We start from the raw sequence: 23,589 nt of genomic DNA on the forward strand, positions 1-23,589 counted from the left end.
CCTCTCTTTCTTGAAAGAGGGGCTTTTTCGGTTGTGATATTAGAGTGATGAATTGTATTGAACATTTCATGCCTTTTTCGTCTGGACAGGTACAAATGCTGTCAATCTATGGCGCTTGTTTACATATGCTGTATTTTGAAAGCGATTGCTGCGGACGATGGAACTTTTGTCCAGATTTGCACTTCATCAAAAGTGAACATAAACCGATATGTTGAGTATCAGACAACCCTGGGTTGACAAATGGCGTCCCACTTCGTAACATCGGGACAATATGAAATTCAAGCTTATAAAGGCGGTGGGAACGATGCCGGAATGGACATCTTTTCGTTATGATGGCAACGATCTTGGCTTAACATATACTCGTGCTGCTAGTTTTTTTAAACTGTGGGCACCAACGGTACAACAGGTTTCACTACTCCTTTTTGAAGATGCTGGGATCTATGATGCAAAGGGAAAAGTAACTGAACATACAGATGGTCAAGAGTATTTAATGGCTCGAGAGGCAGATGGAATATGGAGCTTGAGTCTTGAAGGGAATTGGGCGGGCTATTATTACATGTATCAGGTCACTCACGCCGATGAACGCATAGAAGTGGTGGCTGATCCTTATGCTCGGGCTGTGTCTGCTAACGGACAGCGGACAGCAATTATTGATCTAGAGGATACACACCCAATGGATTGGGAGCAGGATGTGAAGCCTACTTTTCTGCACCCGGTAGATGCCGTGATCTATGAATTACATGTACGAGACTTTTCATCAGATCCACATGCCAACATTCCGTATAAGGGGAAGTATCTTGCATTTACGGCTTCGGGACTGACGGACAATGCGGGCAATTCCATCGGCGTGGATCACCTTGCTGAGTTAGGCGTCACACATGTACACCTGCTGCCTATAGCCGATTATCAGACGGTCAATGAATTGCTTACTTCCGAAGTTACTCCGGGGGCTAGGGTTCCGTATAATTGGGGATATGACCCACAGCACTATAATGTACCTGAAGGTTCTTATGCGACTGATCCGCATGATCCGGCAGTTCGGATTCGGGAGTTCAAGTCCTTGGTACAGTCGCTACATCGGCAAGGGATACGTGTGGTCCTTGATGTCGTATACAATCATACGTATAGCGTAGAGGAAGGCCCGTTCGAACGCATCGTACCTGGATATTTCTATCGTCATCATGGGGATGGTACGCTTAGCAACGGATCAGGCGTGGGGAATGAGCTGGCTACCGAGCGTCCTATGGTGCGAAAATATATCGTAGATTCTCTTTTATACTGGGCAGAAGAGTATCATATCGATGGTTTTCGTTTTGATCTCATGGGACTGATTGATACAGAAACGATGAATGAATTAACACGTGAGCTACGAGAGCATATCGACCCGTCGATGTTAATTTACGGTGAACCTTGGACGGGAGGAGACTCGCCGTTAGAGCGAAAAACACTTAAAGGAACGCAGCGGGGTCAGGGGTTTGCCGTGTTCAATGATCATTTTCGCAGTGCCATTAAAGGGGATAGTGACGCAGCGGGTACCGGATTTGCCACCGGGGCTGCTGGAAAAGAGTATGATCTGATCACAGGAGTAGCGGGAGCATTGGATGATTTTACATCATCACCTTTAGAAACGGTCAACTATGTAACGGCTCATGATAACCTCAATTTATGGGACAAAATCGCAACCACGATGAACCTCCGTCATGAACTTGGTTTTCCGACGTGGAAAGATGGTCAGCCTGTAGAAGGTGGCAGTGCCGAATCTGCGGTAAAAGCAGCTGCCCCCTACCGATATATTGATGAGAATCATGTCCTGGATCATGAGATGGTTCGTCGCTCCTTGTTAGCGTCAGGTATTCTATTGACCTCTCAGGGCATTCCTTTTCTGCATGCTGGGGATGAAATGCTCCGTTCCAAAGCAGGGGATCAGAACAGCTATCGTAGCGGAGATGCGGTTAATACGATTACTTGGGCTAATAAAGTAAGGTTCCGTCCTGTGTTTGATTATTATCGTGGATTAATTCATCTACGTCGTACACATCCGGCTTTTCGCATGATCGAAGCCCAGCAGGTACGAAATCATCTGCGCATAATGCGTGCTGAGGGCCACGTCGTTGTTTTTATGCTCCACGATGGAGCGAATCAAGATACGTGGAATCAGATCATCGTTATTTATAACGGCTCCGCTAATCAGCAGCAGGTTCATCTGCCGGAAGGAAACTGGCATGTTGTGGTGGATGATCAACATGCGGGTACGGAGCCAATCACAACCGTTAATACAACCGTCTCTGTTGAGCGGTGGTCGCTGATGGTGCTATATGATACAGAGCGTGCATGTGTTGCAGAACCAGCCGTGGTTGAGATTAATAGTCCACGCCAGGTGTACAGTCCTGGGGAGACAGCAGAGCTAAGAGCCATCGTGAGGGATCTTCTGGGCAATGTTGTGGAGAACACAGCGGTACGGTGGACTTCTTCTAATCCTGATGTGATGCGTATCCAGCCTGATGGTGCAATTCAGGCCGTGCAGACAGGAGAAGTATCCATCACTGTTCATTCTGGCGAACTTACCTCGACCTGTACATTGCAGGTGGAGCAACGTTATGCTGAGCGAATTGAGATCGTGGGTGAGCCGATTATGTACACCACGCGCATTAGCCGTTTTCGAGCATTGGTGCTGGATCAATTTGGGCAACCGCTTCAAGGAAGCAAACTTCGTTGGAGTTCATCGAATCCACAAGTAGCGGCAGTTAGTACTGCTGGCATTGTACGTGCGCTAACGCCTGGATCAAGCGACATCGTTGCAGAGGCTGATGGCATTCGTGCCTCGGTGACGACAAAGGTGCATAAGCAAATTTCACGCGTTGTTACCCTTCGATATGAACGAGAGGATCAGCGCTATGAAGGATGGGATGTATGGGTCTGGGGCACAGGTATGCAAGATGGAGCTGTTCCTCTAGAACGTGTAGGAAATGCGGCAGAAGCTAGATTCCGTGTTGCCGCAGGTCTGCATCATCTTGGCCTGATCATACGATTGAACGAGTGGGAGGCCAAAGATACGTGCGGAGACCGCTATGTGGATATCGTGCCTGAAGATGGAGATGTGCAAATTATCGTGCGCAGTGGGTCAGATCAGATGCAGGTTATTCGGGCAACGGCTGAAGAAAAACAGGATAGTGCATAATTTAATCAGGTTGTAATCGACAAGGTGTAAACAAAACATAAAACCACATTACGTGCAGGCAGTCGGAAGGAATTCCGGCTGCTTTTTAATGCAATATAGATACATGGTTAATCGCTTGAAGAGAATAAAGATGACCACAATAATTCTGGATGTATAGTATTCGTTATATCCTTAATTGGTAAAATTATGGAACTTTTTAGTGCTTGGGAACGTAATGAAAGTAACGACTCTATAATGAGGTGATGTAATGAAGGCTATAAGTAAGCTGCTGCTTCTCTGTATGATTCCTATCCTGCTGTCTTCTTGTTTACATAACACGGAAAGTCCTCAACTGACCTATGATTCGGATCTGAATCCTCCAGTCGAAATTCCATTTGAAGAGGCAGAGGCGAAGATTCCATTTGAGATCAAACAACCTTCAATTCCATTTCAAGTGACTGAAAAATCAACAAGAGTTCTAGCCGCCAATGAGCCATATGATGCTGTAGAAATTACGTATGCCAATACAGACCAGGGATTAAACCTGATTATGATGATTACCAACTCAAAGGTTAATACGTCTCCTAATGGAAAGAAAGGGTTAAAACTAGCCAACGGCTCGCAAACATGGGATCAAGGAAATGAGCATGTAAGTGCGGTCTATTGGAGGAATGAGGGGTTATCCTACTCACTGGTTGCAGGAAAAAATAACAATCTTGAACCCTTATATGACTACGAAACATTAATTGAAATAGCAGACACAATCCAATGATGAAATAAGCATAATTGGTTGTAGGAATGGGAGGACATGATAGCCAAAAAATAAAAAAATGTACAAGTCATGTTTGAGAACCTCTTTCAATGGGGTAAATATAGATATGGCTCCTAATTAGGCCACAGAATATAAAGACCCATTTGGTTTAATTGCGAAGCATCTGGCTTCCTCAAACCAATATGAAGTAGGGATCCCTTGAAGGAGGATGTTCAATCATGAAATCCAACGGAAAAATGGCTCAACTTACGGCAACCCCAAGAACTGAAAAGAAAGGTGCAGCCTTGCGCCTGCTGAGACAGGGCGGACGAGTTCCGGCTGTCGTGTATGGCCCAGGACAAGATGGCACCTCAATACATGTAGATGAAAAAGAAATGCTGAAGGTAGCGCGTACAGGACGCTCCGAAATGTTCAACCTCAATGTCGAGGGTGGCAAAACGGTTCCAGTGTTGATCAAGGATCAACAGGAACGTAACGGACGCTTGTTGCATGTAGACTTTCTGCAGATTTCTAAGAATAAACCAATCAGCGTAAGTGTATCTCTTGATTTCCAAGGTACAGCGGCTGGCTCAAAGGCAGGCGGCGTATTCCAGACACAGGAAACTCAGTTGGAGGTTGAAGGCTTGCCAGCTGACTTGCCTACTTCTATCGAGGTAGATGTAAGTGGACTGGAGATCGGTGATCGTCTAACAGCTGCCGATATCAAACTAGATAAGGGCTTGACGCTAATTACGTCACCTGATTCTATTATCGCTTCCGTGATGCCGCCACAAGCGGTTGAGGAAGAGCCTACGGCTTCTGCAGATGAAGCAGAACCAGCGTCTGAGGAAGAGAAGTCTTCAGAAGAATAAGCAAGGTGTAAGATCCTGAGGGATTCCCACCTTATCAAGCCCAGTCCATTGGACTGGGCTATTCTTAATTGTATGGATAGGAGAGCAAATGGACGTATGAACAACCCTCATCAGATGATAAGATGTAACCACTGCCAGATGAAACGATGAGGTAGGAACGAATTAGGGTGCTCATGCGTTTATAATATAGGAATGGCTGAGTCTAGTTAAGTTGAAGGAAAAGAAGGTAGGTATGTATCATGTTTGATCCAATCGTATTTGATAATCTGAAAGTAGGCTTCGAGAATACGCTCTATGACCTCGATAATCTGGATGAGCTCATTCATATTACGGATCGCCAAGATCGCCTAGAGATGGCGAGCATGTCCAGAGAGTTTACGTTGCAATTCAGTTTGCGGTCACACCCTGAAGTGACTGGGAAAGTGGTATTAAGCAGTTCTCTTGAAGCCATTGCTGCTGAAATATTAGAGAAGCCTGATGGGGTACCCGGTTGTCGTTTGCAACTTCGGTTTGGTATGAAGGTTGTACAGCCTGACTCAGATTGTGAGAGAATACATATGTTGTTGCAACAGAGCTGGCCGCAGCAGAGCATTGTCCTGAAGCTTCAGTACGTATATGAAGAGGTGCCCAGGGTATATCATGTCTCCGCCGAAGTTCATTTTGACCGTAACGTGAACGAGGAACAGATGGGGGATATCCCTGAACTTGCCGAGCACATGATCCATGTACTAACGCAATTGGTAGTACTGCATACCTTATAAGCTAAAGCCTTGTCTCTTGAATCAGAGATAAGGCTTTTTTTGTGAAAATTAATATAGGTAATCAGACATGGGTAATAGGGCTTTGAATTATTAATTTACGCAAGCAAGTAAGAGAATGTATATTGGAATAGCGTTATAAGTGCAAGAGAACTAGATGTTGGTGGTGAAATTGCGAAATAAAATTGGGTCTAAAGATTTACAAGTGTACTAAAGGAACTAGTTTTCCTTGCCGATAAAGTATCGAAGGGGAGAAACTACATGACAGAGAAATTAATTCGTCTGCTACGTATACTTCAGGCTATACAAGCAAATCCCGGTATTACAGCCAAAGAATTGGCTGTAAAATGTAATACAACGGTACGCACGATATATCGTGACCTACGGATTTTGGACAGGGTTGCCCCTATAACAAATGAAGGTTATGGCAAAGGTTACCGTTTTATTGGGGGATTTTCCATGTATCCTCTTGATTTTACGGAAAAGGAAGCGATGGTTTTCTCCATGCTTCCATCTGTCGTGGATACCTCTAAGCTGCCTATTGAATTCGATTCTGCGTTTGATAAAGTGATGTCCGCTCATTCCAGAGCAAATGCCAAAAGCAGTGAAATTGTGGAAAATATTGCAGGTATTATTCGTATGGGCACTCCTGCCTATCGGGAAGAAGGTAAAGATCCCAATTTGTTAATTCCGATTATTGAAGCTATTCTTCATCAACAAACGATTCGAACGCAGTACCATACACTGACGAATAATGAAATCACAATTCGGGACATTGACCCCTATTATCTTATACCGCGTGATCAACGCTTTTATCTAATTGGTTATTGTCATTTGCTGCAAAAGGTGCGTTTATTTCGAATCAGTCGATTTCTTGACGTAGTTCGAATCAACAATCATTTTGACAAAAGTGATTTCAACATAACGCAGTACATGAAGAATACATGGTCTATCGACCGTGGGGACGAACATATCCATTTTAAAGTTAGATTTTCGGATAAAGTAGCCCCTTACATAAAGGAAGAGGAGATGTTTGTTCGTCCACGTATGACAGATATGCCTGACGGTGGGTTGTTATTCGAAGTGACGTTGAACAGCAGTCGTGAATTTCTGAAGTGGCTGTATCAATTCGGGCCTCAAGCTGAGGTGTTAGAACCCCGTGAATTCCGAAAGGAAATTCGTAATCAATTAAATCAATGGTTGGAGCTTTATGATAGGGAAGCGTAAGTTCCCAAGTGAAATGATGAAAAAACATAAAGGAGTATAATTCATGAGTAAAGAGTTATTTACAGCCATGTATGGGATGGAACACTATCACGGTGTTGGAGCTTTACATGTAGGAGACATGTTGTTTCTGGTCAAAGATCCTGATAATCGTAGGGATCAACACGCAATCAAGGTTGTCATGCCCCCAATTGGAACCGTAGGATATATTGTTAACGATCCGCATCTAATTCCTCACGGCTGTTGGAGCGGTTCAGACTTCTATGATATCTTCAGTCAACAGACTTGCGCTAAGGTAAGATTTGCGATGAAGGATATGATAATCGTTGAGCTAATCGAGATTGTGCAGGTACCCGTTCCACATATGGATACTTTTATAACAGGCTGGCAATCACGTGAAAAGGCTTGATCTCTCAAGCTTCGTTCAATGTGAAAGTCTGCCTGGATTTTTGAAGCCATAAACAGAACTATTCGCGAATCATCCGGGTATAGGCAGCTTCTAGATGTAATGCCGTGCGCTCCCAGCTAAACTTTTGAACGGCGTGCTCTCTTCCGTTTTCCCCTAAGGAACGAGCCAGCGAAGGATTATCAGCTAGCTTATATAGGATTGTAGCAAAAGGCTCGGGTCTGTTATATGGATATATTAAATAACCATTATGCCCAGAATCAATGATCTCTCGTATTCCGCCATTGTCTGAGGCGATAACAGGAATACCTGAGGCCATAGCTTCAACGTTCACCAGTCCAAAAGCTTCATGTTGTTGAGAGGGGCACACAAGGCAGTCTACAGCTCGGTATAAACGGTCGATGCGTTTATGCGCAATCTGTCCACGAAAAGAAGCATGTACGTTCATTTTTTTGGCTAGTTGACGAAGTTTACGAACGTATTGGGGTGGCCCTTTGCCTGCAATAATGAGTTTGACCGATATTTCTTGTTGCAGGAGTGCTATCGCACGAATCAGTACATCGATTCCTTTGCCAGGGATGAGTCTGCCAACATAGAGGACGGAGAAAGGCTCTGATATATTAAATTCTGTTCGAAGGTATAGTCGTTCAATCGTTGTAGCAGGCTTAAAGCGTTCCAGATCGGCACCTAACGGAATGACAGACATGAGCCTTGTTAATTGGGGGAATCGACGGCTGAGTCGCTGTTTGAGTGAAAGGCTGTTGACAGCAATCAGATCGGCCTGTCGCATCAAAGCAAGACGTGCTGATCCAGGCTGTGCGAACGTAAGGGAATGGAGATAGAGTACTACAGGAATGTGAGGAAGGCTTCGTTTAATGGCAGCCATACAGCGCGGCCTGTTGTCGACTTGAATCAGGTCAAAATTGTGGTGTTTCAATAAACGAATAACTGCTTGAGTATATTTCTCTGTACTGGAGGCAGGTAAACGCCGTATAGTCATTCCCTCGGCATATTCCGTTGTGGGCAGTCCGGGCATTTCACGGCTGATGATGGTAACTTCATGTCGGAGGGCGAGTTCGCGAGCGATACCTAAGATACAGATCTCGACAGATCCGTTTCCAGGTACAGGCAGTTTTTCTGGTGCAACCATAGCTATTTTCATCAACCTGTCTCCTCCTTGTCCCTCCAGCTTAAACAATCTTCGTCATATCCTATGTTCAGATGAAGCTTTTGGTTCAGAAGCGTATACCGTAGATAACATTTTAACGGATTGATTATTCGAAAAATGGTTCGTTAAATAAAGCTTGACTTTAATTAACGTTATGAATATGATGAGAACAGGTTATTTAAGCCTGTTTCATCTAAAACTACATATCCTGATGTTAAAGGGGAGTAGCTTTCACAGTAAAGTCGTCAATTCGGGATTTATCCCCGGCTTTATTGGCAGCAATTTGTTGTTAGCGAGACCTTTACCAAGTTTTCATGCTGGGTAAAGGTCTCTTTTTGTGGATAAAAAGGATCTTTACCAGCGATGGTAAAGGTCCTTTTTTTTGTACATCATAAGGATACTAAGGAGGAGTCAATTTTGGAGTTATCATTATTATTGGAGTATGGATGGGTTCTCGCCGTCTTAGTTGTCCTGGAGGGATTGCTGGCAGCAGATAATGCATTGGTGCTCGCAATCATGGTCAAACACTTACCAGATGATAAACGCAAAAAGGCGTTGTTTTATGGTTTGTTAGGAGCATTTATATTCCGTTTGGGATCGTTGTTCCTAATTTCGTTCCTCGTTGATGTGTGGCAGGTTCAGGCGATTGGTGCACTGTACCTCTTGTATATCTCCATCAACCATATCGTCAAGAAGATTTTGGGTAGTCGTAACAAAACAGATGAAGCGGCCGATCAGACACCGAAGAAACCGAAGAAACAAGCTGGCTTCTGGATGACCGTCTTCAAAGTTGAAGTAGCAGATATTGCATTTGCTGTAGACTCGATCTTGGCCGCTGTTGCTCTTGCTGTTGCGTTGCCGCCAAGTGGATTAGCACCAATTGGTGGTCTCGACGGCGGACAGTTTATCGTTATTTTCTTGGGCGGATTCATTGGTCTCGTGATTATGCGATTTGCAGCTTCATTCTTCGTTAAATTGCTGCACTCCCGTCCAGGACTTGAAGTAGCTGCGTTTGTCATCGTAGGTTGGGTTGGGGTTAAGCTTTCAGTTATCACACTTGCCCATCCTTCCCTCGGTGTACTGGATGAGCATTTCCCGGAAAATAAAATTTGGAAATTCGGATTCTATATTGTCCTGATTGCGATTGCCGTTTGCGGCTGGTTCTTCTCTTCCAAAGTACCGGAAAAAGAGAACGAAAATCCGGTCGAAGAGTTGGAGCAACAAGCAGGAAAGTAAGCTTAAGTTTTCTTGAAATAACAGGTATAAAGGACAGTAAAGAGGCAGGATTCGCTTACAGCGGATCTTGCCTTTTTGTTGTGCATCATGTTAAAGAGCTACACCACTGGATACGGTTTCCGATCGCAGAGCTTATAGAATTTCCAAGAATAGGGTTGACACATGGAAAGAAATCCGCTTAATATTGTATATATCATTTACGAAGGGAGGTCGCGAGTCATGACGCTGGGCTACAATTGGAATAACACGCAACAGAAATCACAACGCAGTTCACACACAATTGCATATCCAGCTCATTGTCTCATCGGCCTCATACGGGCAACATAGGAGATGGAGCGTATCTGTGAAGAGTCAGAACGACTCTGTATGGATAGGCTGTTCTCCGCTAATTTAGCGATGGAAAATAGAGTCGCAGCTTCTTCATGCTGCAACTGTTTTCCGATATGGTGATGAAGAAGTCATGGGCGTTCTGTCCATGGCTTCTTTTTTTGTGCCTTTTGCAGAAGAGGGACAACGAATCTGGATATAACGGCAATATAGAAAATGTTTAAAACTTACGGATAAATGAAAGGAATAAACCAATTTTATGAATACACAACCTAATTTATTTGCGGATGCCAATGATTCCTTGGGCGGATACCGGCATGAGGTCAAGTTGCCGGCGGGAGATCTAACGGTATATGCCGCACAACAGCTATTCTCCTCTCTAGACTATAAAGTGTTCGAGATGGCCAATAACAATCTACAGATCCCTGGAATTTCGTATATGAGCTATACTCCTGACGTTCATGTTGGTGTAGGAACATGTATTGGAACAACAGCAGTGTGGGATGCCACCAATGGCTATGTATCTCCCTCGATTGTAGGCAGCGACATTGGCTGTGGCATGAGAGTGCATATGACCAATTTGCATAAAGATGATTTGAAAGATGTAAAATTACGGCGAAAACTTGTCAAGGCGATTGAAAAGGTATTGCCAATGGAAGCGAACCAGCGGGGGCATTATTCGGATATTCGATTAGAGCATATTGTTCGCAAAGGATTACTTGGATTACCGAAGAAATATATTCCGGACGGCTACACCCCTAAGAAGTCTACGTCCATTACTCATGTGGAGAGCAGTAAGTTCACATTTGACGAGGAAGTGTTGAATCTTGTCCCGGATATGACGTGGCATCGTTCTCACCGCCAGCTAGGTACGTTGGGGGGAGGGAATCATTTTGCCGAAATTCAAGCAATTGAGATCGCCGAGGAGAATCGTGATATTGCTGAAGCATGGGGGCTAGTTGACGGACAAATTGTAGTCATGATCCATTCGGGCTCTCGCACTTGGGGAGGGCATATAAGTCAGACCAGTTCAACGGCAATCGCCAAAATGATGCAGCGAAATGGGCTCGGCACATCTGATCCAAGATTGGTTTTTGCCCCATTAGAACATGCCGAAGGCCGTCATTATGTGAATATGATGTACTCCGCACTAAACTACGCTGTGGTGAACCGTCACCTGATTGCTTACTCGATTCGTGAAGCCTTCCGTGAGGTATTTGGCTCCAAATGTGAATTCCGAACACTGTATGATCTGATGCACAATTATGCTTGGGAGGAAACCCATGCAGATCAAGGCACAGTCTTCGTACATCGCAAAGGGGCAACACGTGCATTGCCAGCGCATCATCCTGATAATCCGAAGCCATATCTCGCCACTGGACACCCTGCGCTAATTCCAGGCTCCATGGGCACAGCTTCATATATCATGGTGGGTCAACCGCAAGGAGAAGATAACTTCTATTCCATCTGTCATGGTGCGGGGCGAATCCGTTCACGTAATGCAACGAAGCGTCTAGTCACTTTGGCGGATTTTGAACGCGCGCTGGGCGTAGGGACAGAGAATGAGATTGTGGTCAACCAGCGTTCACTTGAATCAATTATTGATGAGTCACCACAGGCTTATAAAGATGTTGATGAAATTATTGATAGTGTTACCGGCGCGGGATTGGCTCAAGTTGTTGCCAAATGTAAACCGCTTGCCGCTGTGAAGGGAGCTAAATAATGACAGTACACAAGGAACATGTGAAGCAAACAAATTCAACGAGAGCAATTTATGCCTTCGACGAACATAATGATGGTCGAATTGAAGGATATTCAGCATATGCACGTCTTATTCGCGGCATTTCGGAGGCGCTCTATGAGCGATATGGAACTCGTTATGAACTGTTTGCGAGCGATGATCCCAATAGTGAATATTGGGATCTGCTGAAAGAGGATCTACGTAGCGACAATTCTGAAGTGGAGCTTGTCGCTCGAATCTTCGATGATTTGGAGCTGCGTACATTGCATTATGATGACGAGGGAGATATGCCATCTTATGGTGTGCATTACTCCATCCGCAACAATGTGTTTGCTTATCCAAGCTGGGGTGTGGCGCTTGTACGGATTCCTTTTTTCCGGGACAATGGAATATATAACGAGGACTTTGTTTTTGCCATCGGCGAAGAAGAGCTGAAGCAATTTCTCGGCAGTGTGCGTGAGCGTGAACGACAGCAAAATATGAAAAAAGTAACGGTGTACACCGATGCGCGCAATGGCAGTGACCGTCATTCGGAGTCGATTACTCGTTCAGTGACCAGAGATGAGGTGGTATTATCGCCACAGATCAAACAAGATATTTTCCGCTCACTGGATCAGTTCTTCGAAGCGGATCGATCCTTTTATCGGGATTACGATATCCCTTACAAACGTGGAATTCTCCTCTACGGTCATCCGGGTAACGGTAAGACAACATTGGTCAAATCGATTGCGGGAAGCATTCCGGGTCCTGCTGCTTATTGGCAGATCACGGAATACACGAATAGTGAATCGGTACGTGATGTGTTCGACGCAGCGAAGCGTTTAGCACCGATGGTGCTAATTATTGAGGATATCGATTCCATGCCGGAGGAGGTACGTTCATTCTTCCTGAACACGCTGGATGGTGCGACGTCCAAAGAAGGAATTTTCTTGATCGGGACAACGAATTATCCAGAGAAAATAGATCCGGGTCTGATGAACCGTGCCGGACGTTTCGACCGTGCGTATGAGATTCCAATGCCAGATGAAGCATTGCGCCTGCAATATTTGCAGCAGCGGGGCTTCGCAGTGTTCGCTGGTGAGGAAGGCACGAAGGAAGCAGCGCGTTTGACGGATACCTTTTCACTCGCACAGCTAGGAGAATTGTATGTTAGTACAGCATTGGAATGGCACCAGAACGGAGAGACAGATATGGTGAAGATCATTCAAGCCATGCGTGGTGAGTTGGACAAGAGCCACAAGCATAATTGGATGACGCAGCCTGGCAAAGGACGTGCTGGTTTTTATTGATCTGCCCCTATCCTGTTGTACGATCATGATCGGATGCACCCAAAATATTATAAATCTCAATTGGTTATACTAACGTTGTCTGGTAAGACATACAATGACTTTCGGGAGGTAGCAAACAGCTCTGCTGTGTAAGTAATCCGTTACCGGAAGTTATATCAAGAATGAATCTGATACCGTCGTGGGTGGCAGCCTAGAAATGAATGTTATGGAAATAAGGTAATATACAACAAATTTCGTATAGGTGTTTAAATGCTTCCGTAGCGGTTAATAGTAGACAGACAACAACAAAAACTTTTAATTAGAGGTGAATGATATGGGTTGGTTATGGTCATTAATTATCGGTGGTATCATTGGATGGTTGGCAGGACTTATCGTTGGTCGTGACATTCCCGGCGGTGTAATTGGTAACATCGTAGCTGGTTTCATCGGTGGATGGTTAGGTGGAGTCATTCTGGGAGATATGGGTCCAGAAATGGGCGGATTCTTCATCGTACCGGCATTAATCGGTGCTATCGTTCTGGTAGCCATCGTGAGCTTGATCTTCCGTTCTATGGGTCGTAGCCGCGGGTAACGAAATCCAAGATACTGCGAATTCTTGCAAACACGCATGAAGGTGTGTGTAGTAGGTAACGCAAGGGCTCGATCACATAACGGATGACGACGAAGAGGTTGATGCAAGTCCACATTAGTGGATTTGCATCAACCTCTTATTTGTTATTATATTTACTTGAATAGATGTATTTCTTATACTTTGGTTAGGGCGCGTGTTGCTTAATTAGAAAGGATGAGGTGGAGTGGAGAAAGCTACATTTGCTGGAGGTTGCTTCTGGTGTATGGTTACACCGTTTGAAGAGCAACCGGGCATACATGGTATCATATCCGGCTATACCGGCGGTCACGTCGATAATCCAACATATGAGCAGGTCAAAACAGGAGAGACGGGACATATTGAAGTGGTGGAAATCACGTTTGATCCTGAGGTATTCCCTTATGAACGATTACTGGAATTATATTGGCCTCAGATTGACCCTACCGATGATGGCGGACAGTTCCAGGATCGGGGTTCACAGTACCGAACAGCTATTTTTGTGCATAATGAACGTCAACGTGAACTTGCAGAACAATCCAAACAGGCTGTAGCATCTAGCGGTCGCTTCAATCAACCGATTGTAACAGAGATTCGTGATGCAGTAGTGTTTTACCCAGCAGAGGACTATCATCAAGACTACCATAAGAAAAACGAGAAGCATTATAAAGAAGACCGTGCGATATCTGGGCGCGATGAATTCATTGAAGAGAATTGGAAATAACGTCGTGGTAATCTGAAGGTCAACAAGATTAAAGGGCGACGAAAAGTGAAAAATCCAGGAGTTCCGGTTGGAACGCTCCTGGATTTTTGCTTGCATCTGCACGATGACTTACCTGTAAAATATTCTGTTACTTCATTATAAATGTAGTAGACAGGAAACAGATGTTTATAAACATTTACGTATTAATTACTCGCTGTGTTCAGGACATACTTAGACAGTGCCTCGTCCTTGAAGGTATATATCATATCATCCGTATAGGTGGAGTAACCCTTCATATCTTCAGGAGAGGAGGTAAATGTATATTCATGAATGCTTTCCAACGTCGTAGGATCAAGAATATACCCTGTGTTAGCAAAATCAATCTTATAATTCCCATCCTGTGTGTGTTCTACGACGGTTAATACATCTTGCTGATCCTTGAACATGCGCTCCGTTACTTTGCCTTTCATCGTATACAGTTCAAGCTTCTGTCCTGTAAACACGGAATATCCGTTACCTGCTGTTTGCACAAAGGCATTGCCAGCAATGGATCGACCCCAAGAGAGTTTACCATCTGAACCAAAGCCCATGAGTTTGTTGCCTGTATTGTCGAAGTTGGCACGCATAATGACTGAGCCATCCTCCAAGATTGCCAGTGATTCGCCGCCGCCGTCTCCAATTGTGTTAGCGTTCGCAGGGAATTGGTAGAAGGAAAGACGATTCAACGTGAGATCATAAATTTCGACTTTCGGATTCCCTGCTTGCTGCCAGTTGTTGCCTACTTTGGTCTGTTTGCTGGCATCTACAACGATGCGGTCATTCCCTGCTTTTAGCACAGCACCATTGATGGTTTTCGCTGTGATCAGCTTGCCCTTCGCGTCATAGAGTGAAATGGATGAACGAACAGAACCGTTTGATAGAGGCCCTGTGCTGGAAGCGATCATGATCGTGCCGTTATTCATTAGATATAAGTCAGATGGCGCGTTTACCGCTTTGACCCAGTTCGTTTTACCGGATGTATTGTAGGAATACACTTTTTTCGTTCCATCGGAATATTCCATGTATACATAGGCTGTTCCGTTATCGGCGTACAATGAATTGGAGTATGTAGTATAAGGGCCACTTTTCTCATGGAAAATAACATTCCACTTCAGTTTACCTGTTGTAGCATCCAGTGCCTGGAGTGAGTCCAGATTCCAATCCAGCGTCGTTTTGCTGTTGATTTTGGTTACAGGCTGATAAGAGTGCACGTACACGAGATTTTTGGAGGGCACGGCGTGAATCTCCTTAACTCTAACGTCTTCCTGAGCGTTCACTTCAGAGAGCATGAGCGATGAGGAAGTCCAGGAAGGCTTGGTCAACGCTTCCGACGAAGTTGCTGCGTAGCTTGGTGTATTCATGCTGAAGAGGAGCATGCCGCTAAGAATGAGGGCAGCCCATGTTTTGGTATTTCGTTTGTTAAGTGTGTGCAAGTTATAAACCACCTTTCTGCGGTTCGCAATAGAACCGATTGTTGAATTCTACCATTTATATCTAGTTGAATTCAACCTAATGCGCTGTAACCTTTTATCACAATAAATAGGTAATTGTAGTTGTTTGCAGAATTTTGGCGGTTACAAGGAATTCATCTTCTTTCGGTCGAGATGGAAGTCTGATATATTTAGTCCGGTGGTGAAGAGGAATCATAGATTTGGCATCATTTTGATAAGGAATGGATAAGGAGAACAGACATGAATTGGAACGACAATTGGACCATCTGGGTCATCGGCTGTATCGCTGCATTACTTCTATTTGTATGGATTATTCGCCGTATTATTGGGCGAGGGCAGCGCATACGCAGAGAAGCCAATCCCCGCAAAATTACAATTCGAGACATTGATAAAATGCAGGATGGATCGGAATTCGAGCTGTATCTATTTCATTTATTTCAACAGATGGGATATGACGAGGTACACAAGACGACAAGCAGCCGAGATTTTGGAGCAGACCTCGTGTTTACCGACAGATTGGGTCGAAGAAATGTCATCCAGGCGAAGCGATATGGCGCTAACCATCCCGTAGGGCTAAGTGCTGTGCAGGAGATCTTTACATCCATGCGTTATTATGAAGCTGATCGTTCGATTGTATTAACGTCGGCTAGATACACGGAGGCGTGTCGCACACTCGCTGCTGTGAATGGTGTAAAGTTACTGGATCGAGAAGATCTAATGGACTTAATTACTTTGTTCAAATCGAGAAGAATCGAAGAGGCGATGGAATTAATTGAGGAAGAGGATCACGAACCGATTGAAACGTGGCAAACCCGGCAAAAGATAGCGACCAAAGCAGAAAAATAACAATCACTGGCTTCCTGTCTAAAGAGTAATAGTTTGTTGAATGTGTCGGTAAGATGTACTGCCTCCGGGCATTCATGCCTTCACATTCTCCTGATACACATGATATATTGGGGATATCCCAATTCAAGGAGTGTGTTGTCATCATGGCACGAACACAAACACAAAAGGCATTACGCAAAGCAGAGCGCGCTGGCGTCTATTGTCCGGAGCAGAGCCGCAGAGTTAACGCAAACTACGGAGCATTATCCCAGCATGTCAGAGTTAAACCGACCAAACAGGAGCAATTGCAAAAGACCAAACATAAGAAGCAGTTCATCCAAGAGGGTGGTGCTTCTTTTTTTATCTTTGTAGGTTCACCGGACGACGGAAATCTGATAGCCGCATAAGGTGTTAGGAAAGGGGCAGTGAGATGCAGTTTCACGGTAAAAAGGTGTATGTGCTTGAATCAATCAGACGTTTGAAGAGGCTAGCGCTTGAAGGTAAGCAGCATCTACAGACGGCTTCTCCGTGGATGCTTGTGGGGGTAACAGGTAGCGGTATGGTGCATACAGAACATCACAGCTATGCTTTGATTCCAGACAGCGCCATTCTTGGTGAGCCGGGAACCATCGAACTGCAGACCATGAAGCATGGTGGAGAGTGGGAGATGATCTGGGTGGAGATTGCTCCACTTCAGCTTATGAACCAACCGAATGAGGCGCAGAAGAGGAATACATGGGAACGAGAAACAGATCGTCCAACTAGCTGCTATGTTGTTCATGCAGAAGAGCTGGCGGTGCTTTCTAATCGTCTGCACACTCTTGCCATTGAACAGATCGAGACTGAGCGAGGCTATCTGGAAGCGCATATTCTTTTGCAACAAATGCTTCTATGGTGGATGGATCATAGGGAAAAAGAACAAGCCTCTCTTCTGACCACAGATCAAGTTATGGTTGAGGTTAAGCACTTTATGGAAGACCATTACATGGATATCATTACTAGAGACGAACTGGCCGTTCAAGCAGGAATTACACCAGCCTATTTCTCGGTTAGATTCAAAAAAAGTTTTGATGTAACGCCTTCGATTTACTTGGATCGCTTACGTGTGCATCGTGCCATTGAACTATTATTGGAAGGAGAACATACCGATCTTACGGAAATTGCGAGATTGTCTGGGTTCAGCGATGCTTGGTATTTGAGCAAACGGTTTCGTAAAATGATGGGCATTTCCCCTTCGGCTTTTAAGCACCAATTTGTGCCTCAACTTGTGGCATCTCTTAGCTACCCGCTTACACATCATTTGTTCGCGTGTGGTGTGTTTCCCCAAGTGGCTAGCTTTAATAGTATGGGTGAGGAATTCGATGAGAAGGTCCGTGAGCTGGTAGCAGAATTACCAAGAACGTTATCTGTCCAAGCGCAGGCTGAGTTTTTGGCGCAGTATGCTCCGGAGATTATTTTAAGCTACGATAATGAAAAATGGCAAAATCGGTTACGAGCGCTAGCTCCAGTTGTACATGTTCCCTGGCTTTCGATGAATTGGCGTGAGCACATGATGACGTTGGCTAGACTTTTTGGCAAGGAGAGCAACGCATCTGAATACATACAGGAACTGGATAACCGGGCGGCACATATTCGCAATCAGCTCCACTCCCGTATCTCTCCTGATACCCGGATTAGCGTGTTCAAAATCGCCCATGAGCATTGTTACCTATACGGTAATCGTGATGTAGGCTGCATTTTCTATGAACTTTTGGAGTATGAACCGCATCCCTACGTTCGGCGGTGTTTGGATCAGAACGCGAATTTTCATAGCGTAGAGATCGGCATGGAACAAATGGTTGATTTTAGAGGACAGTTGAATGTTGTTGTATTGTACCCTGGCGGGGAGGAGCAAATTGACTTTTTGAGAACAAACGCACATTGGCGAAGCTTTGAAGTTGCAGTCAATCAGTCGATCATCTTCTTGGATCACCGTGAATGGCTGCATTATGATCCGATTAATATCGCCATCCAGTTGGAAAAGGTACAATCTATTTTGGCTGATCAGCGTCCATTAATCGAACAATAGGACCAGTAAAAGTGAACGATTCGATCTAGCGGTGAACCTGTTCTATTTTTATAATATGATAATGATTATCATTATTGAATGGATGGGGATAGACGAATGCATTGGATAAAAAAATCGATTTTTGGTGGCTGTATGGCAATACTTCTGCTGATTATTTCAGCATGCACTGGGTCTGAGACAACAAGTACCGTAACAAATGGAACCGGAAATGACTCTGTAGCGGTAGAACAGACCGCAATGAAAAGTGTAAACACGGTGAACGGAGAGGTGCTTATTCCAAAGGCTCCGCAGCGTGTTGTTGCCACATATTATGTAGGTGAATTGAGCGCTTTAGGCATTAAACCGGTTGGAACGGTTACCCGCCTATTAGGCGAAGCAAGTCCCAATCTGGCCAAGTTCACCGAAGGCGTGGTGGATATAGGCGAAACGCCGAATCTCGAGGCCATCGCTGGACTCCAGCCCGATTTAATTATAGCTACTGACTTTGACGGGATCGATTATGAGACCTATGCCAAAATTGCTCCTACTGTAATCGTCCCATGGAGCAGTGATGATGTATGGACCAAGTTGCGTACGTTTGCCAATATATTCGGTAAGGAAAAAGAAGCTGAGGACTTTATTAAAGATTATGATATGCAAGCTGTTGCAGCGAAAGAGAGTGTACAGGATGTCATTCAGGCTGATGAAACGTTGTCCATTATTCGATTCTTCGGGAAATCCATTCGTGTGTACGGAGGAAGAGATATCGGTCATGCCTTCTACAATGGGTTAGGTATGAAGCCATCTGAACTCATTTTGGAAGAGATGGAGAAAAATCCAAATTTCACTAGCACAGAGGATGTTTCCCTTGAAGAAATTGCGAAGTATGCTGCCGATCGGATGGTTGTAGTGGTCACCGATTCTGATGGTGATAACGCGTATAAAGAAGCACAGAAACTTTCGATCTGGTCAGAGCTGCCGGCGGTCAAAAATAATAAAGTATATGAAATACCCGCAAAAACCTGGTTTACGTATGATCCGATCTCGGTAGGCGTGACGTTGGAAGAAGCGGTTCACGTGTTAACAGGAGTAGTTAATTAATGTCAGGGAGGAAGGGGGAGAAACGCGATGCAGCATGAAGATGAGTTGTATGATGTAACCATTGTTGGAGGAGGCCCGGCTGGTTTATATGCCGCTTTTTACAGCGGGATGAGGGATATGAAAACAAAGCTGATTGAAGCGAAGAATGAGCTGGGTGGTAAGCTGCTAATCTATCCCGAGAAGATCATATGGGATGTGGGCGGGATAACGCCAATTCGATGTGACCAATTGATTGAGCAATTAATCGAGCAAGCAAAGACTTTCGATCCCACCATTGTACTCGAACAGCAAGTTGCCCATGTTGAACGAATGCATGACGGCACATGGCTGATGACATCCCATTCGGGTGAACGTCACTATACACGAACAATCATCTTGGCAGGTGGTTACGGTGTCTGGCAGCCCACTAAGCTGGAACTGGAGGGGACGGATCGTTACGAAGTGACGAATCTGCATTATACGGTCACCAGTCTGGAGCGATTTCGAAACAAACGCGTACTGTTATCGGGTGGAAGCGATACGGCTGTAGACTGGGCGATGGCCTTGGAGAACATTGCGTCAGAGGTCATATTGGTTCACCGTAGAGAGCGTCTGGGTGGTCATGAAAAAAATGTGAGCTACGTCATGCAATCATCCATCCAAGTGCTTCATCCCTATCAAATCGCACAGCTCCATGGGAAGGGAAATGCAATTGACGCAGTTACTCTTGCGGGGGTGGATAACAATGGGGATCATACAGACGAAACCCTGAACATTGCTATAGATGATGTCATTATCAATCATGGCTCATCAGGAAATCATGCGGACTTACTAAACTGGGGACTTGATATGGAATCGAGCAGTGTTTATGCATATGATCAGCTTACTACGAATCTATCAGGGATTTTCGTAGCGGGTGACATGGCCTATTACCCCGATAAGCTGAAGCTTATTGCTGGGGCGTTCAACGATGCTGCTGTAGCTGTAAATGGAGCCAAGCTATATATTGATCCGCAATCCGCAAGTACAGCTTATGTTTCTTCACATAATGGCGTATTTAATGAGCGAAATCAGGCATGGTTAAATAAAAGAAATAAACCTATCAAATAATAAACGGCAGTCCGAGGTGCTAATAGCATCTTGGACTGCCGTTTAGGTATGATCATAACTTTAACTAAAACCTAGAGTTTGTTACTGGAGATTGTACGGGATGAAATAAATCAATTTTCAATTAGCGAAGGTGTGGAACCTCTACATTAGGATCAACATCTGCTTCGTAATCTATGCCGTCGGTTTCGAAACCAAACAGTTGGAAGAACTCTTTACGGTAACCTTCGAGATCAGACAGATCATAGATATTATCGGTGGTCAGCTCGTTCCAGATCTTCGCAACTTCCTCCTGCACGTCGTCTCTCATCTCCCAATCGTCAATGCGAATGCGACCTTGTTCATCGGTTGGCACATCGCCACCTGCATAGAGACGATCCGCGAAGAGACGCTGTAATTGCTCGATGCAGCCCTCATGCAATCCTTTATCTTTCATGATTTTGTACAATGCGGAAATATACAACGGTACCACCGGAATAGCTGAGCTGGATTGAGTAACGAGTGCTTTGGCAACGGTAACGTAAGCACGTCCACCCGTAGTACTCAAACGATCATTCAGCTTGTGCGCTGTCGCTTCCAAGTGATCTTTCGCCTGACCAATGGAACCTTCACGGTAGATGGCTTGCGTAAGTTCTGGTCCAATGTAAGAAAACGCGATCGTTGTAGCATGATCAGCAAGTACGCCACCTTGTTGCAATGCGTCGATCCACAGTTCCCAGTCTTCTCCGCCCATGACGGTTACGGTCTGGCGAACTTCTTCTTCGGTTGCTGGTTCCAAGGTAACTGAACTAACCTCACCCGTATGGAAGTTAACCGTTTTGTTCGTGTACGATTGTCCGATCGGTTTCAGAACGGAGTTGAACACTTCACCTGTATTGGGATCAACGCGGCGTGCGGAAGCAACGCTGTATACAACGAGATCCACTTGACCGAATTCGCTACGGATCAGTTCAACAGCTTTCTCTCTCGTTTCGTTTGCAAATGCGTCGCCCGTAATGCTGTACGATTGAAGACCGGCTTGTTCGGCCGCTGTCTCAAACGCGGCAGAATTGTACCAACCTGCGGAAGCTGTACGTTTGTCTGTGGACGTGCTTGGGCGGTAAATACCGATTGTATTGGCACCTGCTCCGAAGGCAGAGACCACGCGTGAAGCCAGTCCATATCCAGTTGAAGCGCCGATGACGAGCACATTACGCGGACCTTTAATTTCAGGCTGGGATTTAACGTATTCAATCTGTTCCTGTACCTGTGCAGCACAGCCTACAGGATGGGAAGTTGTACAGATAAAACCACGTGTTCTTGGTTTAATAATCATATATTGGCATCCTTTCATATTCAGCTCAAATGTTACATACCTCCCTATTGTAAAACAATTGGCTCCGAAACGGAAACCGTTTGATTCATTTTTAGGAATAGTGTGGCATTCGGCGTTTAAGTTTGCGATGATAGTGCATAGCATGAAGACGACTATTCATCTATTTTATTTGTCAAAATGATAGAAAGGATATATAAAATTATGCTCAAGGAACGAATTGAATTTCTAAGTAAAAAGAAACAAATCTCGCGCAAGGATCTGGTGGATGGCCTGGTTACCCAGGCACACTTTGCTAATATTTTGGCAGAACGCTACGCACTTCCTGAAGACTTGGCAGAAGCCATCGCAGAGCGGTTAGGGGTACAGCCATCGTACTTATTACTTGCTGCTGCGCAGGATGAAGAGACACTTTCGCGTGCCGAAGCGATCTTTGACCGATTGTCTGTTGCCGCCTCGGCGATCCCAGAGGAGCAGGTGCATGCACTGGATGACCGTGATGATACACTTACGGTGGAGTTAACCACTGCCTTAATGAAGGCGGTCTATTACCAGCAATTAAATGATGCGTCAGCACATGAATATATACATAGCTCATATCTGAACTTCTATCTGGAGAAGTACGGTCGTCCGGATGATTCGGATCTACCGCGCCCATTATACAAGGCATTGTTATATTACAAAATACAATATTATCGTTCTAAACATGCTTTTGTGGAGGTTCTTACACACGCGACTCGCCTTAGTTCGTTGCTTCTTCAAGGAAGCGAGTTTTGGTTGTCAATGCAGAACATCAAGATGGAAGCGTACATTCAGGTCAGACAGTATGAAGAGGCCAAGCAGGTGTTCGAGCAGACGATGCGTCATGTTGTAGATCAGCGATTATTTCATCGTTTATCTGGACTGTATGTAGCTTATAGTGGATATTGCTTCACCATGGGGCTTGTGCAAGAGGCGCTCTCAGCGCTGACGATGGCGGAGGCAAACTTGGTGTACACCAGCAATCAGGGGGAGCTGATGACCGCTATTGCGAACAATCGGATCGTCATGCTGACGATATCAGGTGAGCTGGATCAGGCCATGACTGAAATTGAAAGATTCGAGTCGCTGTTGCAACAGGAATCAGAAGAAACGCAGCACGGTATGAAGCCGCTCATTCTCATTTATCGCTGTGAAATCGCCCTGGCACGCAAAGATTGGGGCATGCTTGCGCTAAGTGTGGATCATCTGTTGCACTGTGCGACGACACAGGATCAACAGATGAGCGGAGTCTTTTATCAAAGCCAGCTTGCGCTAGCACATGGGAATCAAAGTGTATTTATGGAGCGAGCTTTGGCATGTTTACCTTATTTCGAATCCGCACAGCATTTCCTAAGGCTGGAGCATTTGTATGAAGGGCTAGCTGTTGTGTCAGAGGATCAGCGAAAGTACAAAGAAGCGGCGATATATTATAAGAAGCTGGTTTATCTGTTGCGTAATAAATAGGGTTTCTCTTCGAGTTATCGCTCTG

20 protein-coding genes are annotated in these 23,589 nt (G+C 45.0%); 17 read left to right on the forward strand and 3 right to left on the reverse strand.

Annotation, left to right across the window (positions count from 1 at the left end):
• Window positions 1-304: 304 nt before the first annotated feature.
• The 6 genes from pulA to M3636_RS00535 all read left to right on the forward strand — a co-directional run bounded on the left by pulA (window position 305) and on the right by M3636_RS00535 (window position 7,171).
• Window positions 305-3,178, forward strand: a complete 2,874-nt coding sequence (pulA, locus tag M3636_RS00510; protein WP_251380937.1) for a type I pullulanase — start codon at window positions 305-307, stop codon at window positions 3,176-3,178.
• 247 nt (window positions 3,179-3,425) lie between these two features.
• Window positions 3,426-3,929: a hypothetical protein gene (locus tag M3636_RS00515; protein ID WP_251380938.1), complete on the forward strand. Its 504-nt coding sequence runs from the start codon at window positions 3,426-3,428 to the stop codon at window positions 3,927-3,929.
• 218 nt (window positions 3,930-4,147) lie between these two features.
• Entirely contained in the window at window positions 4,148-4,780 is a 633-nt protein-coding gene (locus tag M3636_RS00520; RefSeq protein WP_251380939.1) for a 50S ribosomal protein L25, read from the forward strand.
• 239 nt (window positions 4,781-5,019) lie between these two features.
• Window positions 5,020-5,541 (forward strand): hypothetical protein, encoded by a 522-nt coding sequence (locus M3636_RS00525; RefSeq protein ID WP_251380940.1) that lies wholly within the window; start codon window positions 5,020-5,022, stop codon window positions 5,539-5,541.
• Between the two features lie 258 nt (window positions 5,542-5,799).
• Window positions 5,800-6,765: a helix-turn-helix transcriptional regulator gene (locus M3636_RS00530; protein WP_128103213.1), complete on the forward strand. Its 966-nt coding sequence runs from the start codon at window positions 5,800-5,802 to the stop codon at window positions 6,763-6,765.
• Between the two features lie 43 nt (window positions 6,766-6,808).
• A complete protein-coding gene (locus M3636_RS00535; protein ID WP_128103212.1) occupies window positions 6,809-7,171 on the forward strand; it encodes an HIRAN domain-containing protein in 363 nt (120 codons plus the stop codon).
• Window positions 7,172-7,229: 58 nt separating this feature from the next.
• Here the strand turns inward: M3636_RS00535 and M3636_RS00540 are convergent, their stop codons facing one another.
• Window positions 7,230-8,330, reverse strand: coding sequence for a glycosyltransferase family 4 protein (locus tag M3636_RS00540; RefSeq protein WP_251382460.1), 1,101 nt, complete (start codon window positions 8,328-8,330; stop codon window positions 7,230-7,232).
• 423 nt (window positions 8,331-8,753) lie between these two features.
• On the opposite strand from M3636_RS00540, the gene M3636_RS00545 reads away from it, so the two are divergent.
• From M3636_RS00545 to msrA, 5 genes are all read left to right on the forward strand, one after another.
• Entirely contained in the window at window positions 8,754-9,572 is an 819-nt protein-coding gene (locus tag M3636_RS00545; protein ID WP_128103211.1) for a TerC family protein, read from the forward strand.
• Between the two features lie 586 nt (window positions 9,573-10,158).
• Window positions 10,159-11,622 carry an RtcB family protein gene (locus tag M3636_RS00550; protein WP_251380941.1) on the forward strand — a complete coding sequence of 488 codons (1,464 nt, stop codon included), beginning with the start codon at window positions 10,159-10,161 and terminating at the stop codon, window positions 11,620-11,622.
• A complete protein-coding gene (locus M3636_RS00555) occupies window positions 11,622-12,929 on the forward strand; it encodes an AAA family ATPase (protein WP_251380942.1) in 1,308 nt (435 codons plus the stop codon). The genes M3636_RS00550 and M3636_RS00555 overlap by 1 nt, the downstream gene beginning before the upstream one ends.
• 313 nt (window positions 12,930-13,242) lie before the next feature.
• Entirely contained in the window at window positions 13,243-13,500 is a 258-nt protein-coding gene (locus M3636_RS00560) for a GlsB/YeaQ/YmgE family stress response membrane protein (protein WP_056701367.1), read from the forward strand.
• Between the two features lie 223 nt (window positions 13,501-13,723).
• Window positions 13,724-14,239, forward strand: coding sequence for a peptide-methionine (S)-S-oxide reductase MsrA (gene msrA, locus M3636_RS00565; protein ID WP_128103209.1), 516 nt, complete (start codon window positions 13,724-13,726; stop codon window positions 14,237-14,239).
• Between the two features lie 182 nt (window positions 14,240-14,421).
• Here msrA and M3636_RS00570 read toward each other — a convergent pair whose 3' ends face one another.
• A complete protein-coding gene (locus M3636_RS00570; protein ID WP_251380943.1) occupies window positions 14,422-15,690 on the reverse strand; it encodes a PQQ-binding-like beta-propeller repeat protein in 1,269 nt (422 codons plus the stop codon).
• 258 nt (window positions 15,691-15,948) lie between these two features.
• Between M3636_RS00570 and M3636_RS00575 the strand changes: the two genes are divergently transcribed.
• The 5 genes from M3636_RS00575 to M3636_RS00595 all read left to right on the forward strand — a co-directional run bounded on the left by M3636_RS00575 (window position 15,949) and on the right by M3636_RS00595 (window position 20,770).
• The gene (locus M3636_RS00575; protein WP_251380944.1) at window positions 15,949-16,554 is read left to right on the forward strand and encodes a restriction endonuclease; all 606 of its coding nucleotides are present in this window, start codon (window positions 15,949-15,951) and stop codon (window positions 16,552-16,554) included.
• 143 nt (window positions 16,555-16,697) lie between these two features.
• Window positions 16,698-16,940: a hypothetical protein gene (locus M3636_RS00580; RefSeq protein WP_145408188.1), complete on the forward strand. Its 243-nt coding sequence runs from the start codon at window positions 16,698-16,700 to the stop codon at window positions 16,938-16,940.
• Between the two features lie 23 nt (window positions 16,941-16,963).
• The gene (locus tag M3636_RS00585; protein WP_251380945.1) at window positions 16,964-18,601 is read left to right on the forward strand and encodes a helix-turn-helix domain-containing protein; all 1,638 of its coding nucleotides are present in this window, start codon (window positions 16,964-16,966) and stop codon (window positions 18,599-18,601) included.
• 96 nt (window positions 18,602-18,697) lie between these two features.
• A complete protein-coding gene (locus tag M3636_RS00590) occupies window positions 18,698-19,681 on the forward strand; it encodes an ABC transporter substrate-binding protein (protein ID WP_251380946.1) in 984 nt (327 codons plus the stop codon).
• A 27-nt stretch (window positions 19,682-19,708) separates the two neighbouring features.
• The gene (locus tag M3636_RS00595; RefSeq protein WP_145408191.1) at window positions 19,709-20,770 is read left to right on the forward strand and encodes an NAD(P)/FAD-dependent oxidoreductase; all 1,062 of its coding nucleotides are present in this window, start codon (window positions 19,709-19,711) and stop codon (window positions 20,768-20,770) included.
• Window positions 20,771-20,891: 121 nt separating this feature from the next.
• Here the strand turns inward: M3636_RS00595 and fabV are convergent, their stop codons facing one another.
• On the reverse strand, window positions 20,892-22,082 hold the full coding sequence (gene fabV, locus M3636_RS00600; RefSeq protein ID WP_251380947.1) for an enoyl-ACP reductase FabV: 1,191 nt from the start codon (window positions 22,080-22,082) through the stop codon (window positions 20,892-20,894).
• Window positions 22,083-22,283: 201 nt separating this feature from the next.
• Here fabV and M3636_RS00605 point away from each other — a divergent pair, with 201 nt between their 5' ends.
• Window positions 22,284-23,564: an XRE family transcriptional regulator gene (locus M3636_RS00605; protein WP_251380948.1), complete on the forward strand. Its 1,281-nt coding sequence runs from the start codon at window positions 22,284-22,286 to the stop codon at window positions 23,562-23,564.
• Window positions 23,565-23,589 lie beyond the last annotated feature (25 nt).

It is taken from the genome of Paenibacillus sp. MER 99-2 (genome assembly GCF_023714095.1).
GTDB lineage: Bacteria > Bacillota > Bacilli > Paenibacillales > Paenibacillaceae > Paenibacillus.

Excerpts from the sequence above, each read along its gene's own strand:
- M3636_RS00515 (WP_251380938.1), top strand. The coding sequence starts at position 3,426 with ATGAAGGCTATAAGTAAGCTGCTGCTTCTCTGTATGATTCCTATCCTG.
- M3636_RS00535 (WP_128103212.1), top strand. The coding sequence starts at position 6,809 with ATGAGTAAAGAGTTATTTACAGCCATGTATGGGATGGAACACTATCAC.
- M3636_RS00555 (WP_251380942.1), top strand. The coding sequence starts at position 11,622 with ATGACAGTACACAAGGAACATGTGAAGCAAACAAATTCAACGAGAGCA.
- fabV (WP_251380947.1), bottom strand. The coding sequence starts at position 22,082 with ATGATTATTAAACCAAGAACACGTGGTTTTATCTGTACAACTTCCCAT.
- M3636_RS00575 (WP_251380944.1), top strand. The coding sequence starts at position 15,949 with ATGAATTGGAACGACAATTGGACCATCTGGGTCATCGGCTGTATCGCT.
- pulA (WP_251380937.1), top strand. The coding sequence starts at position 305 with ATGCCGGAATGGACATCTTTTCGTTATGATGGCAACGATCTTGGCTTA.
- M3636_RS00540 (WP_251382460.1), bottom strand. The coding sequence starts at position 8,330 with ATGAAAATAGCTATGGTTGCACCAGAAAAACTGCCTGTACCTGGAAAC.
- M3636_RS00595 (WP_145408191.1), top strand. The coding sequence starts at position 19,709 with ATGCAGCATGAAGATGAGTTGTATGATGTAACCATTGTTGGAGGAGGC.
- M3636_RS00585 (WP_251380945.1), top strand. The coding sequence starts at position 16,964 with ATGCAGTTTCACGGTAAAAAGGTGTATGTGCTTGAATCAATCAGACGT.
- M3636_RS00550 (WP_251380941.1), top strand. The coding sequence starts at position 10,159 with ATGAATACACAACCTAATTTATTTGCGGATGCCAATGATTCCTTGGGC.
- M3636_RS00525 (WP_251380940.1), top strand. The coding sequence starts at position 5,020 with ATGTTTGATCCAATCGTATTTGATAATCTGAAAGTAGGCTTCGAGAAT.
- M3636_RS00580 (WP_145408188.1), top strand. The coding sequence starts at position 16,698 with ATGGCACGAACACAAACACAAAAGGCATTACGCAAAGCAGAGCGCGCT.
- M3636_RS00590 (WP_251380946.1), top strand. The coding sequence starts at position 18,698 with ATGCATTGGATAAAAAAATCGATTTTTGGTGGCTGTATGGCAATACTT.
- M3636_RS00605 (WP_251380948.1), top strand. The coding sequence starts at position 22,284 with ATGCTCAAGGAACGAATTGAATTTCTAAGTAAAAAGAAACAAATCTCG.
- M3636_RS00520 (WP_251380939.1), top strand. The coding sequence starts at position 4,148 with ATGAAATCCAACGGAAAAATGGCTCAACTTACGGCAACCCCAAGAACT.
- M3636_RS00560 (WP_056701367.1), top strand. The coding sequence starts at position 13,243 with ATGGGTTGGTTATGGTCATTAATTATCGGTGGTATCATTGGATGGTTG.
- M3636_RS00530 (WP_128103213.1), top strand. The coding sequence starts at position 5,800 with ATGACAGAGAAATTAATTCGTCTGCTACGTATACTTCAGGCTATACAA.